17 protein-coding genes and 1 pseudogene are annotated in these 16050 nt (G+C 70.6%); 4 read left to right on the top strand and 14 right to left on the bottom strand.

Annotation, left to right across the window (positions count from 1 at the left end; translation table 11 throughout):
- Nucleotides 1-4: 4 nt before the first annotated feature.
- The 10 genes from I4I78_RS18730 to I4I78_RS18685 form a co-directional block, all read right to left on the bottom strand.
- A complete protein-coding gene (locus I4I78_RS18730; protein ID WP_218612650.1) occupies nt 5-367 on the bottom strand; it encodes a hypothetical protein in 363 nt (120 codons plus the stop codon).
- Nucleotides 364-1257: an extradiol ring-cleavage dioxygenase gene (locus I4I78_RS18725; protein ID WP_218612649.1), complete on the bottom strand. Its 894-nt coding sequence runs from the start codon at nt 1255-1257 to the stop codon at nt 364-366. Before I4I78_RS18725 ends, I4I78_RS18730 begins: the two co-directional genes overlap by 4 nt.
- A 55-nt stretch (nt 1258-1312) precedes the next feature.
- Nucleotides 1313-2116: a citryl-CoA lyase gene (locus I4I78_RS18720; protein WP_218612648.1), complete on the bottom strand. Its 804-nt coding sequence runs from the start codon at nt 2114-2116 to the stop codon at nt 1313-1315.
- Nucleotides 2109-3299 carry a CaiB/BaiF CoA-transferase family protein gene (locus I4I78_RS18715; protein WP_218612647.1) on the bottom strand — a complete coding sequence of 397 codons (1191 nt, stop codon included), beginning with the start codon at nt 3297-3299 and terminating at the stop codon, nt 2109-2111. The genes I4I78_RS18720 and I4I78_RS18715 overlap by 8 nt, the downstream gene beginning before the upstream one ends.
- Nucleotides 3300-3431: 132 nt before the next feature.
- The gene (locus I4I78_RS18710) at nt 3432-4244 is read right to left on the bottom strand and encodes an IclR family transcriptional regulator C-terminal domain-containing protein (RefSeq protein WP_218612646.1); all 813 of its coding nucleotides are present in this window, start codon (nt 4242-4244) and stop codon (nt 3432-3434) included.
- 135 nt (nt 4245-4379) lie between these two features.
- Nucleotides 4380-4577: a ferredoxin gene (locus I4I78_RS18705; RefSeq protein ID WP_218612645.1), complete on the bottom strand. Its 198-nt coding sequence runs from the start codon at nt 4575-4577 to the stop codon at nt 4380-4382.
- 3 nt (nt 4578-4580) lie between these two features.
- Nucleotides 4581-5771: a cytochrome P450 gene (locus tag I4I78_RS18700; RefSeq protein WP_218612644.1), complete on the bottom strand. Its 1191-nt coding sequence runs from the start codon at nt 5769-5771 to the stop codon at nt 4581-4583.
- 140 nt (nt 5772-5911) lie between these two features.
- Nucleotides 5912-7111 carry an acyl-CoA dehydrogenase gene (locus I4I78_RS18695; protein ID WP_218612643.1) on the bottom strand — a complete coding sequence of 400 codons (1200 nt, stop codon included), beginning with the start codon at nt 7109-7111 and terminating at the stop codon, nt 5912-5914.
- Nucleotides 7108-8130 (bottom strand): alpha/beta fold hydrolase, encoded by a 1023-nt coding sequence (locus I4I78_RS18690; protein ID WP_308252212.1) that lies wholly within the window; start codon nt 8128-8130, stop codon nt 7108-7110. Before I4I78_RS18690 ends, I4I78_RS18695 begins: the two co-directional genes overlap by 4 nt.
- On the bottom strand, nt 8127-9086 hold the full coding sequence (locus tag I4I78_RS18685) for a VOC family protein (RefSeq protein ID WP_218612642.1): 960 nt from the start codon (nt 9084-9086) through the stop codon (nt 8127-8129). The genes I4I78_RS18690 and I4I78_RS18685 overlap by 4 nt, the downstream gene beginning before the upstream one ends.
- A gap of 131 nt (nt 9087-9217) precedes the next feature.
- Between I4I78_RS18685 and I4I78_RS18680 the strand changes: the two genes are divergently transcribed.
- Both I4I78_RS18680 and I4I78_RS18675 read left to right on the top strand, forming a co-directional pair.
- On the top strand, nt 9218-10180 hold the full coding sequence (locus I4I78_RS18680) for a helix-turn-helix domain-containing protein (RefSeq protein ID WP_218612641.1): 963 nt from the start codon (nt 9218-9220) through the stop codon (nt 10178-10180).
- Nucleotides 10180-10353, top strand: coding sequence for a hypothetical protein (locus I4I78_RS18675; protein ID WP_218612640.1), 174 nt, complete (start codon nt 10180-10182; stop codon nt 10351-10353). Before I4I78_RS18680 ends, I4I78_RS18675 begins: the two co-directional genes overlap by 1 nt.
- Nucleotides 10354-10787: 434 nt before the next feature.
- Here the strand turns inward: I4I78_RS18675 and I4I78_RS18670 are convergent, their stop codons facing one another.
- A complete protein-coding gene (locus tag I4I78_RS18670) occupies nt 10788-11726 on the bottom strand; it encodes an AraC family transcriptional regulator (protein WP_308252211.1) in 939 nt (312 codons plus the stop codon).
- Nucleotides 11727-11860: 134 nt separating this feature from the next.
- Between I4I78_RS18670 and I4I78_RS18665 the strand changes: the two genes are divergently transcribed.
- Together I4I78_RS18665 and I4I78_RS18660 are read left to right on the top strand one after the other, a co-directional pair.
- Nucleotides 11861-13096 (top strand): cytochrome P450, encoded by a 1236-nt coding sequence (locus tag I4I78_RS18665; RefSeq protein ID WP_218612639.1) that lies wholly within the window; start codon nt 11861-11863, stop codon nt 13094-13096.
- A gap of 1 nt (nt 13097) precedes the next feature.
- The gene (locus I4I78_RS18660) at nt 13098-14117 is read left to right on the top strand and encodes a 2Fe-2S iron-sulfur cluster-binding protein (RefSeq protein WP_218612638.1); all 1020 of its coding nucleotides are present in this window, start codon (nt 13098-13100) and stop codon (nt 14115-14117) included.
- Nucleotides 14118-14460: 343 nt separating this feature from the next.
- On the opposite strand, the gene I4I78_RS18655 is transcribed toward I4I78_RS18660, so the two are convergent.
- The 3 genes and pseudogenes from I4I78_RS18655 to I4I78_RS18645 all read right to left on the bottom strand — a co-directional run.
- Nucleotides 14461-14802 carry a DUF6247 family protein gene (locus tag I4I78_RS18655; protein ID WP_218612637.1) on the bottom strand — a complete coding sequence of 114 codons (342 nt, stop codon included), beginning with the start codon at nt 14800-14802 and terminating at the stop codon, nt 14461-14463.
- A 619-nt stretch (nt 14803-15421) separates the two neighbouring features.
- Nucleotides 15422-15763 (bottom strand): DUF6247 family protein, encoded by a 342-nt coding sequence (locus I4I78_RS18650; RefSeq protein ID WP_218612636.1) that lies wholly within the window; start codon nt 15761-15763, stop codon nt 15422-15424.
- Between the two features lie 93 nt (nt 15764-15856).
- Nucleotides 15857-16050, bottom strand: a pseudogene (locus I4I78_RS18645) (hypothetical protein); the annotation flags it as partial.

Here is a 16050-nt window from a genome sequence, read left to right as displayed (position 1 = left end):
GGGCTCAGGTGGCGATGTCGGGGTAGGGCATCCGGACGTGGGAGACCCGGTGCGCATACTCGAGCTGGAAGCCCAGTGGCTCGGTGTGGTCGCGCTCGAACATGGCGATGAACAGCGTCAGGGTCAGGAACGGGTGCGCACCGAGCTCGAACAGCGTCGGGTAGTCGTGGCCGGCCAGTGCGGCGCGCTCGGTGTCGTCGAACGCGAGCCATGTCGAGCGCTCGCCGTCGATGCAGTTGAGGATCCGGTTGGCATGTTCGGACTCCCACCAGGTGACTGTTCCGGCGGGGTCGTCGCGGTAGCGCTCGACCAGATCCGGGTCGCGGTCGACGGTGTAGAGGAACTTGTTCAGCAGGTACTTGCTCATGCCGTGCCACCGATCTGGGGCACACCGATCTGGGGTACCCCGTTCGGGTACCAGGTGAAGTAGGCCTCCATGGTGTGGAACAGGTCGTAGGTGTCGACGTAGTCGGCCTTCTGCCCCTCGCCCGCCACCCCCATCATCAACATGAAGTCCATGAACCCATGGGTCGCGTTGCCGGGCAGGTGCAGGCTCTCCAGGCTGACCTCGGCGAGACACTCCTCGATGTCACCGCCGGCGATCCATCCGACAGCCTTCTGGTCGAACTGCGGGTCCGGGCCGTGCGGCCCGAACTGGCGTGGTCCGCCGAGCTCGAGCGAGAGGTGCCCGGTACCGACCACCGCGACCCGCTTGTCCGAGGGCCAGGATTCGACCAGTTGCCGGATCGTGCGGCCGAGCTGGACGAATCTCTTCGGCTGCGGCAGTGGTGGGGCGAAGATGTTGGTATAGATCGGCACGATCGGCAGGTCCGCGTCCGGGCGCAGCGTGATGATCGGGCAGGTGATCGAGTGGTCGATCCGCAGCTCGTTCGAGAACGCCAGGTCGAACCCGGAGTCGAGGCCCTGGCGCAGGACGTACTCCGAGAGGTCCTCCTGCCCCTTGAGCAGCATCTTCGGTAGCCCGAACTCGCGCTCCTCGTTGGAGAAGTTCCCGTCGTAGAACGGTGCCTTGCCGACCAGGAACTGCGGCATGTTGTCGAGCCAGAGCTGGTGGAAGTGGTCCGAACCGACCATCACCAGTACGTCGGGACGGGCCGCGGTCAAGGTCTCCCGGAACAGCTCTATCTTGCGGACCCATTCGTCGGCGAACGGTGGCCGGTCCGCACCGGTGGAGGTGCTGGCACGGTAGTAGAAGGGGTGATGGGTGGACGCGATCACCGCGACCAGCTCGGCCATGGGGGACCTCCTCGTCGGGGCCGGCGCCCGCCTCGGGCGCGGGATCGTGCGCTGGTCAGGGGGTGTACGGATCCGGGTCCACGGAGCGGTTGTTCAGGTCCACCGATAGGAAGATGTCGTTGCCGACCGGGCGGCGGATCTCCTCGGCGAGCTGCCCGATCAACCCGGCGGTGCGCGCGAGCAGGGCGAATCCGCGCAGCAGCTCCATCGGCAGCCCGAGATCGGCCAGCGTCGCGCCGCACACACCTGCGCCGTTGAGCGGGAGGGCCTTCCCGAGAACCTGGGCGTGCACCCGGCCGATGGCGGCGAACAGCGACAGATGCGGACCGTAGAGGTTCTCCTCGGTGGCGATCGCGAACAGCCGCGGCGTGCGCGGATCGCCCTCCTTGTGCACATGGTGCCCCAGGCCGGGGACGAACTTCCTCGCCTCGCGCTGCGCCTGCACCGTGGCCAGGGCGAGCGCGTCCCAACCGGCGTCGTCGGTCGGGATGTCGCCGTCCACGGAGTCGAGCACGTCGTGCAGGAACCGCCCGCAGTCCTCGGTGACTCCGAGGAACCGCGATCCTCCGCCGAGCAGCCCCGCGGCGAGCGCCCCCTGGATCGAGTCCGGCGCCGAGAGGTAGGTCAACCGTGTGGTGATCGCGGTCGGGGTGAACCCGTGGTCGGCCAACGCGGCCAGCACCGCCTCGAACACCCGGGTCTCGCCGGAGGTCGGGCGCCGCTGGGTGGCCAGCCAGAATGCCAGCTCCCCGAATCCGACGGTGCCCATCACGTCGTCGGCCAGATCGTGGCCGAGCAGCGTGATCCTCCTGAGCGACGATGCGCCGAGCGCGGTGTCGTAGACCGGCTGGTCAGCCATTGCCGTCCCTTCTCGGGTCGGCGAGCCACTTGCGCAGCTCGTCGCCGTGCTCGTCGAGCTCCGGCGGGGGGAGCCGATAGCTCACCGGGGTCTCGGAGAACCGGATCGGATGCCGGGTCGAGGGGATCGCACGGTCGCCCTCCCCCACATCGACGATCGGGTCGAGCTCGAAGCGCTCGGCCATCGCGAACCCGCCATCGATCGTGTTGATCGGCCCGCTCGGGACACCGGCCTCGGTGAGCAGGTCGAACCATTCCAGAGCTCCGCGCCGGGCCAGTCGCTCGTTCAGGATCGGGCGCAGCTCCTCGCGGCGCTCGGTGCGGTCGGCGTTGCGGGCGAAGCGCTCGTCATCGGCGATCTCCGGGATGCCCAGGACCTCGCAGAGCTTGCGGAACTGGCCGTCGTTGGCCGCGGTGATGATCAGGTCGTTGTCCGCGGTGGGCAGCGGCTCGTACGGGAAGACGCTGGGGTGGGCGTTGCCCATCCGGTACGGCACCACCCCGGCCGCCGCGTAGGCGGAGCTGTGGTTGACCAGCCCGGTCAGCGCCGAGGACAGCAGATTGACCTCGACATGCTGGCCGTGCCCGGTCGCGTCGCGGTGGCGCAGCGCGGCCAGGATGCCGATCGTGGCGTGGTTGCCGGCCATCACGTCGAACACCGAGATCCCGGCCCGGTAGGGCGGGCCGTCCGGATCCCCGGTCAGGCTCATCAACCCGGAGATCGCCTGGACCATCAGGTCGTACCCGGGGACGTGCCTGCCCGCGCCCGAGCCGAACCCGCTGATCGAGGCGTAGACGATGCCGGGGTTGGCGGCCCGGACCGAGTCGAAGTCCAGCCCGTACTTGGCCATCCCGCCCGGCTTGAAGTTCTCGATCAGGATATCGGCGCGGTGGGCGAGCTCCCGGGCGACCGCGGCGTCGCCCTCGTCGCGCAGGTCGAGCGCGATCGAGCGCTTCCCGCGGTTGACCCCCAGGTAGTAGGTCGAGACCTCGTCGCGCACCGGCGGCATCCAGGTGCGGGTGTCGTCACCGTCGGGACCTTCGACCTTCACCACCTCGGCGCCCATGTCGGCGAGCAGCATCGTCGCGTAGGGCCCGGCCAGGATCCGGGAGAAGTCCGCGACCAGCAGACCGGCCAGCGGCCCGGTGGGTGTCGGGGCGCCGGGGGTGCCGCCGTCCGCCATCAGATCACGCTCCTGTCCGCTGTGCGGACACTCGTCCGACGTCGCGGCTACAGCTTGTGACACGGCAGCGGTCAGGTCAAGGCGGCGGTCCGGATGCGACGTCGTCGGGGCCGCGGGGCAGGTATCGGAAGCTCAGGTGACCGGGACCGGCCGCACGACGTGCGGGACGGTGTCCAGGCGGGCGAAGTCCGCGCTGATCTCACCGGCGGTGTGCAGCAGCAGTGGGAGATGGTCGGCCAGGAGTGCCTCGACCGACGTCTCGGCGGCGTGGGTGTTCACGTTCAGCCCGGCGACGACCCGCCCCGTCCCGTCCCGCAGCGGAGCGGCCACCGACCGGATTCCCCTGGTGAGCTGCTCGTCGGTCAGCGCCCACCCCTTCGCGCGCACGTCCCGCAGCTCGGCATCGCGTTCGGCCCGGTCGGGCTGCCAGCGCGGGGTCAGTCCTGACCGGGACGGCTCGGCGAGGACCCGGTCGACCTCCTCCGGCGGCAGGGCCGCGAGCTGTACCTTCCCCAGCGAGGTCTGCAGCGCGGGGAACCGGGTGCCGATGTCCACCGCGAGCGCCACGATCTTCGGCACCGCCACGCGGGCAACGTAGACGATGTCCGAGCCGTCGAGCTGGGCGATCGAGCAGGACTCGTCGGTCCGTTCCGAGAGGCGCTCCATGTGCGGGCGAGCCACGTCCCAGAGGCCCATCGAGCGCACGTAGGTCACGCCGAGTTCGAGGACTCGGGGCGTCAGCGCGAACCCGGCCCCGTCGGACCTGACGTAGCCGAGCTCCGCGAGCGTGAGCAGGACCCGTCGGGCGGTCGGACGGGCCAGGTCGGTCGCCTCGGCCACCTCCGTCAGGCTCATCACCGCACGTCCCGGCCGGAAAGCCTTGATCACATCCAGGCCGCGGGCGATGGCCTCGATGAAGTCGGGGCCGGTGTCGGGACGTGCCATCTCGCTACTCCGCACATCGGGGACGGCCCGTTCTGGCCGCAGGTCACGGACGCGCTCGGCGAAGCGGCGTACCGCTGTCCGGTGACCGGACGGTACCGCAGGCGCGGCCTGGAGCCGCCGGAGCGGCCCGCTCACCTACCGGACGACCGTGAGCGCGGCGACCGGGCAGACCGCGGCTCCGTCGGCCGCCGGGATCTCCAGCTCCGCCGGGACGTCGCGACCCTCGAACCGGTAGACCACGACGCCGTCGTCGTCCAACTCGTACACCTGTGGGGCCCGCGTCTCGCAGAGGCCGTGACCCTCGCAGCGGTCGTGGTCCACCGAGATCTGCACGTCCTAGCCCTCCCGCTCGACGGTCACCGGCAGCGAGCCCAGCGCGCGGATCAGGTTGTTCAGTGCGCGCCGTGGCTCGCCGAGATGGAATCGGCGCACCGATCGGGCCAGTGCCGCCAGCAGGGCCTGGGTCTCCATCCGGGCAAGACCCTGCCCGGCGCACCCGTGCTCGCCGTAGCCGAACCCGAGTTGCTCCGCGGCATCGGGGCGGGTGACGTCGAACTCGTCCGGCCGTTCGAACTTGCGCTCGTCGCGGTTGGCCGATGCGTAGAGGACGAGCACGCGCGACCCCGCCGCGATGGGCACCCCACCGATCTGCGTGTCGGTGCCGGCGACCCGGCCGAACGCCCGGATCGGAGCTTCGAAGCGGACGATCTCGTTGACCGCGTTGGGGATCAGGCCCGGGTCGGCGCGGACGGCGTCCCATTGGTCGGGCCGGGTACCGAACAGCCAGATCGCGCTGCCCACGGCGCTGATCGTGGTGTCGAGCGAGGGGGCCAGGTAGTCCAGCATCAGCATCATGCACTGCTCGGTGGTGACGGCGCCCTGGTCGCGGGCCTCGAGCACACTGGCCCCGAGGCTCCCGGGCGCGACGTTGCCGGTGCGGACGATCTCGGCGCCGAAGGCGGCCATCTCGCCGCACTTGGGCATCGCCCGCCGGGCGCGGTCGTTCATCGGACCGAACGAGTCGAAGTTCGCGCCGGCCCATTCGAGCAGGTGCTCGCGGCCCTGCTCGGGCCATCCGATGAAGTCGGGTACGACCGACAGGGGTAGCGCCCTGGCCAGGTCATGCACCGCGTCGAACGATCCACCTGCGACGAGTTCGGCCACCAGGGCCTCGGCCTTCCGGGTGACGATCTCGTTCATCGGGCGCAACGCCCGCGGGGTCAGCCGGTGTGCCACGACCTTGCGCAGACGCGTGTGGAGGTCCCCGTCGCTGGCCAGCGTGCAGCCCAGGATCGCGGTGTTGGCCGGCTCGTTGAGCGCGATGCCGTTCGCGGAGCGGAACGTGTCCGAATCGAACAGCACCGCCTTGGCCTCGGCGTACCGCGGCACCGCCCAGGCCCCGTGCGCCTCCAACCAGACCGCGGGCCCCAGCTCGCGCAAGGACCGGTAGTGCTCGTATGGCTCGAGCAGAGCCTGGTCCTCGTAGATGTCCGCCTCGTACACGGGGGCGGCGGCGGTGGCGGTCATGGGACGCGTCCTCTCGAGAGTCGGAATCCCGGACGTCGACTATCGGACATCTGTCCGCCTGACGGATAGCAACGTTGCCCGGCCGCGGGCTCGCTGTCAAGCAACGTCCGGGCCGGGCTCCGCACCGCCGACGCCGGTCGTCAGGCCGGGTCGACCAGGGACAGGAACACCCATGAGGCGCCCGGGGCGAGCCCGGCCAGCCGTCGCCCGCAGCCCTGGAGCACTCCTGGACCGGATGTCACGTGCTGGGTGCCGCCGTGCAGGTCACGGAACACGCGGTTGAGGTCGCCGTTACGCAGGGCCGCGGTGCCGGCCCACCGGTAGACGATCTGGCCGACCTCATGCGCTGCGGAGGTGACGTGGCCGAGCGCCAGGCGCGCGAGCGTCTCCTGTTCGGTGGAGGCCGTCCCTCCACCGTCGAGGGTGGCCTCGATGTCGGCCCACACGTCCATGTTCCACGCCCGTGCCGAGCGCAGGAGGGCCTCGGCGTGGGCGTAGGCGGAGTGGAACTCCGACCTGTCCACCCCGGCGCCGGCCGGTGTGCCGGTCTTGCTCGCGGCGATCTTCTGCATCTCGTCGAGCAGGCGGCGCCCGACACCGAGTGCCCAGCCGGCATGCTGGATGCCCGCGAAGTTCGCCAGGCCGAGCCGGAACACCGCGCCACCGAGCCGCGGCTCGGTGGTGGTCGCGAGGTAGGTGTGCTCGGCCGGGACGAAGACCTCGTGGCAGTGGTAGTCGACGCTGCCGGTCGCCCGTAGCCCCATGACGTCCCAGTTGTCGACGATCGTGACCTTCTCCTTGGGCAGCGTGAACACCCGCACCTCGCCGGTCTCGACGACGAGTGCGGCGGTGTGCACGTGGGTCGCGTGCAGCAGCCCGGACGCGAACTGCCACGAACCCGACAGCAGGTAGCCGCTCTCGACCCTGCTGGCCGTGCCGGGTCGGGTGCCCTGACCCGCGGCGAGGGTGCGCTCCCCGCCCTCGGCGACGATCTCTGCGAACGGTTCTTCGCCGAGATAGGCCGCGGTCGTGCCGATGGCCATCTGCAGCGCCATCGCCGCCCATCCGGTGGAGGCGTCGGCACGCGCGAGGGCCTCGATCGCCTCGACGACCTGACGCGGAGCGAACTCCAGGCCGCCGAGCTCGAGCGGCATGCTGATCGAGTAGACGCCGACGGAGTGCAGGGCGTCCTCGACGCGCGGGGTCAGGCGCCGGCCGGCCTCGTTGGCCTCGGCCTCGGCGCGCAGCAGCGGGTCGAGGGCATCGATCCGCGCCATCATCTCGTCGAAGCGATCACTGACGTTCAGATCCCTTGTCGGGCGGGCGAGCTGTTCGGTCATCTCGTCATCTCCTGCCGCGGAGCCTGCACCGTGATCCAGCGCAGAACGACCGCGAGCGTCTCGTCGGAGTTGGACTCGTAGATCAGGGCGTGGCCGTTGCCGGTCACGCCGTGGTCGGGCAGGTGCAGCCGCTCGACGTCAGCCCCGGCCACGGCCAGGGACGCGACGACGTCGTCGGCGAAGTCCGCGAACATCGACGCGCCGCCGGTGACCACTGCGATCGGCATCCCGGCCAGCGCCGGCACCCGCAACGTCGCCGGGTCGGCGCCCCGGGCCTCGGCGGCGGTGCCACGCGGGGGCTCGTAGGTCAGCGGCGCCGCGGTCAGACCCCACCGCAGCGTGCCGATCCCGGGGAACTCGGCGAAGGCCGGGCCGATCGGCTCGACGGCGACCAGCGCCCGCACGAGGTCCGGGCGCCGGTCGGCGAGCAGCCAGCCGGCCGGCCCGCCGGCCGAGTGGGTGATCACCACCGCCGGTCCGACCCGGTCGAGTAGGCCGGCCAGGCGGTCGGCGTCCATGCGCTGGGACTCGGCGAGGTCGGCCGGCAACGCACCCAGCGGCGCCATCAGCCGGTCGAGCGCGCCGACGTCGTCGCGGTCCAGCGGCCAGCGCGTGTGGTCGGGCCGCTCCGGGGTGAACAGCCCCTCGCAGGTCGCATAGTCGAACTGCGCCCCGAGTGCCCCGACAACGTCGGGGTGAGCGGGTGAGCGACCGTGCCCCGGCCGGTCCACGACCAGCACCGGGTGCCCGGCCGAGCGTAACCCGGCCGCCCAGCCGGGACGCCCGTCCGGGGTGTCCCACCAGTCCGTGCCCTGGGCGCCCCCGCCGTGCACCAGCACGACCGGCAACGCACCGGTCGGATCCGCGGGCGCCTCCCACGAGACGAACATCGGACCCTTCTGGCGGTCCGCCCCGTCCGGTCCGGTGACCCGCTCCCCCGGCACCCAGAAGTACCCGCGCCGGAATGTGGTCGGCGCGACATCGGCCCACGGCGGCGCGACGCCGACCGGGACACTCACTTCGTCGCCTCGATGGGCTCCAGCTTCGAGAAGATCTCCTCGCGGCGGTCCTCGAACTGCTCGGGGAGCTGGAAGCGGGTCCCGAGCTCGTGCGGCGACTCGTCGCAGGTCCAGCCACCCTCGGCGTGGGTGACCGCCAGCTCGAACAGCGCGCCCGCCGGGGTGCGCACGTAGACCGACTTGAAGTACTTGCGGTCCTTGAGCTCTGAGATGTCGGTGTAGCCGCCGCCCTCGATCTCGAACTTGAGCTCGTCCTGGTTCTCCAGGGTCTCCAGGTTCCACGCGACGTGGTGGAACGTGCCGGCACCGTAACGCCACGTCCCCTGATCGTCGCTGCGGTCGGCGATCAGCTCGACGTGGTTGCCCGGCGCGTCCTCGCCGACCCGGAACGCCGCCCGGTCACCGTCCTCGACGAGCTTGCCCTGCGAATGGAAAACCTCCTCGGAGAACTCCACCATGCGCTCCGGGGTGGCGACGTGGATCCCGACGCCGTGGATCCCGTGGATCGCGTGCTCCGGCGGCACCCCGTTCCCGGCGTGCCCGACGCGGGGGTCGTCGTCGACCCCGACCATCACGTACTCGATGCCCGACGGGTGACGGAACTCCACGCGGTGCCGGTCGAACACCTCGGTGTCGAAGACGTCGACACCGTGCTCGACCAGGCGGCGGGACCAGTAGCCCAGCGAGCCGGACGGCACCGAGAGCAACACCTCGCGGGCCTGGTTGGTGCCGCGCCGCCCGACCAGACCGGCTTGGCGCCACGGGAATGTGGTCAGCACTGCCGAGGGGTCGCCGGCCGCGTTCGAGTAGTACAGGTGGTAGATCGGCAACGAGCCGTCGAACAGCACGGTGCGCTTGATGAAGCGCATCCCCAGAGTGCCGACGTGGAAGTCGACGTCCTCCTGGGCGCCGCCGACGGACAGCGTCATGTGGTGCGAGCCGCGGATGTGGGACAACTGTGTCCTCCTCTGGTGGGCCGGTGCCCGACGCTAGATGTGGGCCACGTCTCTCCGCTCTCGTTACAGTGCACGGACATCTCGCCCGGCTGCACGACCCGGGTGGACCGGGCCGGCGGTGGGGGAACCTGATGCGCGACGATGCGGAGGGCACGGCCGAGATCCGCGACGTCGAGGCCTGGCGCGGCGCCGTCTCCGGCGCGCTGCTGCGGTTCGACGTCGAGTGCGCCCGTCCGGAGCGCTTCCGCGGCAGCATCAGCCGGATCTCGCTCGGGGAGACGTCACTGGTCGCGATGACCTCGCACCCGCATCGGGCGACGCGCGAGAGCGAGCACATCGACGGCGCCCAGCCCGCCGACTACCTGCTGTCGCTGCAGCTCGCGGGGCAGGCGCAGTTCCGCCAGGACGGTCGCCGCGCCTCGGTCCGGCCCGGTGACATGGTGTTCTACGACTCCAGCCGTCCCGTCGAGATCACCAGCGGGGAGGGCTACCGGAGCCTGTGCTTCCGGTTCCGGCGCGAGGGGGCTGCCGGCGGGCGCCGGGCCGGGGACCTCACGGCGACGACGCTCGACTCCGCCCACGGCGTCACGCCTGCGGTCGCCGGCCTGCTGACCGGGCTGCACCAGAGTCTCGACCGGAACGGGGCGGCCGGAGCGGCGACACTGCGCGCGACCGGGCGGTACGCGACCGAACTCACCCGAGCGATGTTCGCCGACGAGCTCGACCGACGTGGTCTGCTGGAGCCTGCCGACCCGCACGAGGCGATGCGCGAACGCGTCGATCGCCATATCGACGAGCACCTTGCCGACCCCGAGCTCTCCCCGAGGTCGATCGCCGCGGCGCTGTTCGTGTCCACCCGGCATGTGCACGCCCTGCTCGCCGGCGACGGGCGAACGGTCGCCGCGACGATCCGCCTGCGTCGCCTGGAGCGCTGCCTGACCGACCTCGCCGATCCGGCCCGCGCCGCCACCCCGGTCTCGGCGATCGCCGCACGGTGGGGGTTCTGCAACGCGACCCGATTCGGGCAGCTCGTGAAGGCCGAGACGGGACGCACCCCGGTCGCCTACCGGCGCGCGATGCTCGACGGCCGGTGATGACCACCGACGTGCGCGGGGACCCGATGGGAACCGGGCGTCTCGCGATGATCCTGCTGCACGGCCGCGACCTCCTCGCGTGGTTGCTACGCCGCGACGGAGTGCCGGCCCTTCTGGTCGAGCGTTCCGACGACGCGTCACTGGGTCGGCTGCCGAAGGCCGGCGCGTCGTGAGCGTGCTCGTCGTCGCCACCCCCGGCCGGGCTGGGCGCTCCGCACCGCAGCCCGTAGGGACGCCCCGGGACCTGCCGGACCGCGGCTCAGTCACGGTCGCGCGCGGGCGATGGACGCGTACCCGGCCCGAGATGTCGGCTCTCGAGAAGCAGGCAGATACCAACGCATCTCGCACCACGCGGTCACTCCTACGTGGACGTGAATCCGCTGTTTCGCCTGCTCAATGGGTGGAGCTGAGGGCTTCGAACCCTGACCCCTTGACTGCCAGGAACATCGTCGGCGTCACCTACGGCTGCGACCAGCAACAACAGTTCGGTCCCGGGCCCACATCAGCCGCACCGCCCGCACCACGCGACAGCGGTTCGCACCACGATCGGCACCACATGGAGCGATCAACCAAGGCGACCGGCGGTCTTGCCGTCGAGATCCCACACTCAGCGGCGCGTCTCGGACGGAGAGCAGCCGTAACGCCGCCGGTACGCCGCTGCGAACCGACTCGCGCTCGAGAATCCCCACCGGGCGGCGACCTCGCTGACCGAGAGCCCGGTGTCGCCCTCGATGTCCGCGCGGGCACGTTGCAGCCGGACACCGACGAGGTGCTCGGTCGGCGAGAAGCCCGCCCACTCCCGGAAACCCTCCTGCATGCGGCGCACGCTGGTCCCGGCCAAGCTCGCCATGTCCGCGGCGGTCCACGCCCGAGCCGGGTCGTCGCGGATCGCGTCGAGCACCCGTCCGACCGCTCGCGGGCGCGGCACCGGACCCGTTCCGGGGTCCGGGCAGCTCGCCAGCAGGAAACCGGCCGCCACCGCCCCGGCGAGCTGCTCACGCACAACGGGCTGATCGGCGAAGAACTGCGGTTCGTGCAACTGCCCGGCCAGCCCACCGACCAGCCTTCGCCAGTCCCTGCCGAGGCCCCCATCCACACCGAGCTGTTCGGGGAGCACCGCGGTGGCACGGACCGGTTCCAGCTCCAGGATCCGCTCCGCCTCGCGGTCGAGCCAGTCACGGTCGAATTTCACCCCCAGCACCGTGCAGGTGGCGTCCCAGTGGCTGATCAGCGACGGCGTGTCCGCCCGGAACACGCTCGCCTGACCGTTCACCGACGTCACGATGCCATGCCTTCCCCGGCTCATCAGATGGCCGGTCAACGGCATGTTCACCTCGTAGGCGGAGGGATAGTCGCACTCCACCTGGACATCGGCGCCCCAGCCCACGTACCCGATCAGAACCGGGCCGAGGTCGAGCGTCTGCAACGTCAGACGCGGCTCCCGTCGACCAGCGGGAACCGTCAGCTCATGGGGGAAGTACGCATCCGCCACCGACTGCGAGACCCGGTCCCAGTCGCGGGGCGGCGCACTACGCCGTGCGGGCACACCTCGATCGTAACCGACCCGGCTGTGCTCCAGGTCTCTCGCGCAATCCGTACCGCCGCCGCGCAGACCGCGTAGTCCGCCCCGTCCACGCGACCTACCTTCTCGCCAACCCGAACAACGAGGAGGCCGCGTCGATGACGACGACGAGCGAGAACACCACCACGCCGGACCTGTCCTGGATCGACGACATCACGATGACGGAGCTGGAGCGCAACCCGTACAAGGCCTACGAGCGCCTGCGCGCCGAGGCGCCGCTGGCCTACGTCCCGGTCCTCGGGTCCTACGTCGCCTCCACCGCGGAGATCTGCCGCGAGGTCGCGACCAGCCCCGACTTCGAGGCCGTCATCACCCCGGCCGGCGGCCGCACCTTCGGCCACCCGGCGATCATCGGTGTGAACGGCGACGTCCACGCCGACCTGCGCGGCATGGTCGAACCCGCCCTGCAGCCCGTCGAGGTGGACCGCTACGTCGACGACCTGGTCCGTCCGATCGCCCGCCGCTACCTCGAGCAGTTCGAGGACGACGGGCGCGCCGAGCTCGTCTCCCAGTACTGCGAGCCGGTGAGCGTGCGCTCGCTGGGCGACCTGCTCGGGCTGCGTGACGTCGAGTCGGACACGCTGCGCGACTGGTTCGCCAAGCTCAGCCGCTCCTTCACCAACGCGGCCATGACCGAGAACGGCGAGTTCGCCAACCCCGCAGGCTTCGACGAGGGAGACCAGGCCAAGGCCGAGATCCAGGCAGCCGTCGACCCCCTGATCGACAAGTGGATCGTCGAGCCCGACGACAGCGCCATCTCGCGCTGGCTGCACGACGGCATGCCTCCCGGCAGGACCCGCGAGCGCAGCTACATCTACCCGACGATCTACGTCTACCTGCTCGGAGCCATGCAGGAGCCCGGCCACGGGATGGCGTCGACGCTGGTCGGCCTGTTCAGCGAGCCGGACCAGATGGAGCAGGTCGTCGACGACGCGCAGCTGATCCCGCGGGCGATCTCCGAGGGGATGCGCTGGACCTCGCCGATCTGGTCTGCCACCGCCCGCATCTCGACCGGGCCGGTCACCGTCGCCGGTGTCGACCTGCCGGCCGGTACCCCGGTGATCCTGTCCTACGGTGCCGCCAACCACGACACCGACGTCTACGAGGCTCCGACCCGGTTCGACCTGCACCGCCCGCCGTTGCCGCACCTGGCCTTCGGTGCCGGGAACCACGCCTGCGCCGGCATCTACTACGCCAACCACGTCATGCGGATCGCTCTGGAGGAGCTGTTCGAGACCATCCCGGTCCTCGAGCGCGACACCTCCGCCAGATCCGAATTCTGGGGCTGGGGCTTCCGCGGACCGACCAGCCTGAACGTCACCTGGGAGGTCTGAGATGGGCTTCACCGCGACCGTCGGCGGCCGGGCCGTGGCCTGCGGGGAGGAGCAGCCGATCCTGGACGCGTTCCTCCGCGCCGGCGTCTGGATGCCGAACTCCTGCAACCAGGGCACCTGCGGCACCTGCAAGCTGCGGGTCGTCAGCGGTGAAGTCGACCATCACGACTCCCCCGCCGACACCCTGACCGACGACGAGCGGGCCGCCGGCCTCGCACTGGCCTGCCAGGCCCGGCTCTGCTCGGACGCGGTCGTCGAGAGCACCGCGGCCGCGGGCGGCCGGACCACGCACCCGCTGCGCGACCTCGTCGCCACCGTCCTGGACGTCGAGGAGATCGCCCGCGAGACCCTGCGGCTGCGACTGGACCTGCCCGAGCCGATCGCCTTCGACCCGGGCCAGTACGTGGAGCTCGTCGTGCCCGGCACCGGCGAGCGACGGCAGTACTCGCTGGCCAACACCGCCGGCGAGGACAAGGTCCTGGAACTGCACATACGCCTCGTCCCGACCGGGGTCGCCACCGAGGGATGGATCTTCGGCGGCCTGGCCGCCGGGGACCGGGTGGAGATCACCGGCCCGCTCGGCGACTTCGTCCTCCCCACCGAGGACGACGGCGGGCCGATGGTGCTCATCGGCGGCGGCACCGGGCTCGCCCCGCTGCTCGGGCTGGCCCGGACGGTGCTGGCCCGCGACCCACAGCGGGAGGTGCTGCTCTACCACGGCGTCCGTGGTGCGTCCGATCTCTACGCCCTCGACCTGCTGACCGAGCTCGCCGGCGCCCACCCCCGGTTCCGCTTCGTCCCGGTGCTCTCGCACGAGCCACCGCCCGACGGCAGGGAGCACCGCACCGGTTTCCCCACCGACCACTTCGTCGACGACGTCGCGTCGGCCCGGGGATGGTCGGGGTGGCTGTGTGGGCCGCCGGCGATGGTGGAGGCGGGTGTGAAGGCGTTCAAGCGACGGCGCATGGCCCCGCGCATGATCCACCGCGAGAAGTTCACACCGGCCGACGCGGCATCCTGACATGGCGGTCAGTTGCACACTCCTCTGGAGCGACCGCGTCGACCTGATCCGGACCTGCAGTTCCGACCACCGCCACCCGCGGACCGGTCATCCGATCCACTCGACCAGTAGCACGTGTACCTCGCGTTCCCGTTCGAGGACGAGGTAGGTCACCACGCCCTCGCTGTTCGGACCGAACGCGTACTGCCGCATGGGTCCTTCGGGGATCGCGTCGTTGTAGGGACGTCATCCGTCAGGCGCGACCTCCAGAGCTGCAAGGACGTCCACATAGCCGAGCAGCGCCTGTCGCGGCAGGTAATCGAGCTGACCGTCGACCATGTCGTCGGGGATAATCCGATACACCTCAGAAGTCGAGCCGGCGATTGAGCCGGCCACGATGGGCCTCCACCGACACAGCGTCCGGATTGTGCCGCTCCGTCGTGATGGACCGGGCCTTGTCCAGCAGCCGCTGGTGAACGTGCGCTCCGCGATGCTGGGTCTGTACTGCGATGCGGTGATAGGCGCGCAGTACATCAAGCACACCGGTGAGGTCGAGGCTGTCAGCGGCTTCGACCAGCGCCGAGCGGTAGCGACGTTCGAACTCCGCGCGCTCCTCGCCGACAAGCGCGTCCCGGATCGCCTCGGGCGTCGCGTCCGGCGCGAGCGCCGGCACCGCAGCGCCGTCCGAGAATGCCTCGGCGGTCATCCACCAACCATAGGCCAACCCGCGTGCGACAGGTACGGCGAAGCGACAACCGCACATCTCGATCACAGCATGTGCAGCTCGCACCACGACAACTATCGGGAGTGGACAGACAAAGACCAACCGGCCTGCTCAGAATGGGTGGAGCTGAGGGGATTCGAACCCCTGACCCCTTGACTGCCAGGAACGCCGTCATCGTTACCCGAGAACGTGACCAGCAACTACAGTTCCGCCGTCGTGTCTCACGAGGTGCACCAGCCGCACCACGGGTCGACGGTTCGCACCACGACCGGCACCACGGTGCGGTCGCCACACCGCGGGGTCCAGCTCGGAGCTGCAGAGCCCACACCAGCACCCGCGGATCGGTCATCCGATCCACTCCACCAGCAGTACGTGCACCTCGCGCTCCCGCTCGAGCACGAGGTAGGTCACCAGGCCCTCGCCGTTCGGGCCGAACACGTACTGACGCATGGGCCCTTCGGCTATCGCGTCGTTGTAGGAACGTCCTCCCTCGGGAGCGACCTCCAACGCGGCAAGGACATCCGCGTAGCCGAGTAAGGCCGGTCGCGGTAGGTGATCGAGCTGATCGTCGACCGCGTCGTCGGGGACTACCCGATACACCTCAGGACTCGAGGCGGCGGTTGAGCCGGCCCCGATGAGCCTCCACCGACACTGCGTCCGGGTTGCGCCGCTCTGAAGTGATCAACCGAGCCTTGTCCAACAGCCGCTGGTGACGGTGCGTGCCGCGATGCTGTGTCTGTACAGCGACGCGGTGATAGGCCCGCAGGATGTCGAGCACGCCCGAGAGGTCGAGGCTGTCGGAGGCCTCGACCAGCGCCGACCGGTAGCGACGTTCGAACTCCACACGCTCCTCGCCGACGAGCGCGTCACGGATCGCCTCGGGCGTAGCGTCCGGCGCGAGCGCCGGCACCGCAGCGTCGTCCGAGAATGCCTCGGCGGTCATCCTCCGACTATAGCGCCGGCCTCGGGACCAACAGGCCCGACGCGTCGACGCGAGGCCATGCACCGAGGATGGAACGCCCGACCCGCAGCGGTCTCACCGTTGGGTTCTGTCTGCCGGACGCGCGCGGCGGCGGCAGGCGATGGTGAGGAGTTCTCGGGCGGGCCCGGTGAGTCGTTGGTCGGCCGGCCAGATGGCGCGCAGGGTCCGACGGAGGTCGAGACGGCGGACGGGCACGGCCACCAGGGTGGCGGCGGCGAGCTCGGAGACGACCGCCAGGGAGCTGAGGA

It is taken from the genome of Pseudonocardia sp. KRD291 (assembly GCF_019263595.1).
Classification (GTDB): Bacteria; Actinomycetota; Actinomycetes; order Mycobacteriales; family Pseudonocardiaceae; genus Pseudonocardia.
The sequence above is the reverse complement of the archived record's forward strand: the minus strand, read 5'-3'. Positions and strand labels throughout refer to the sequence as shown.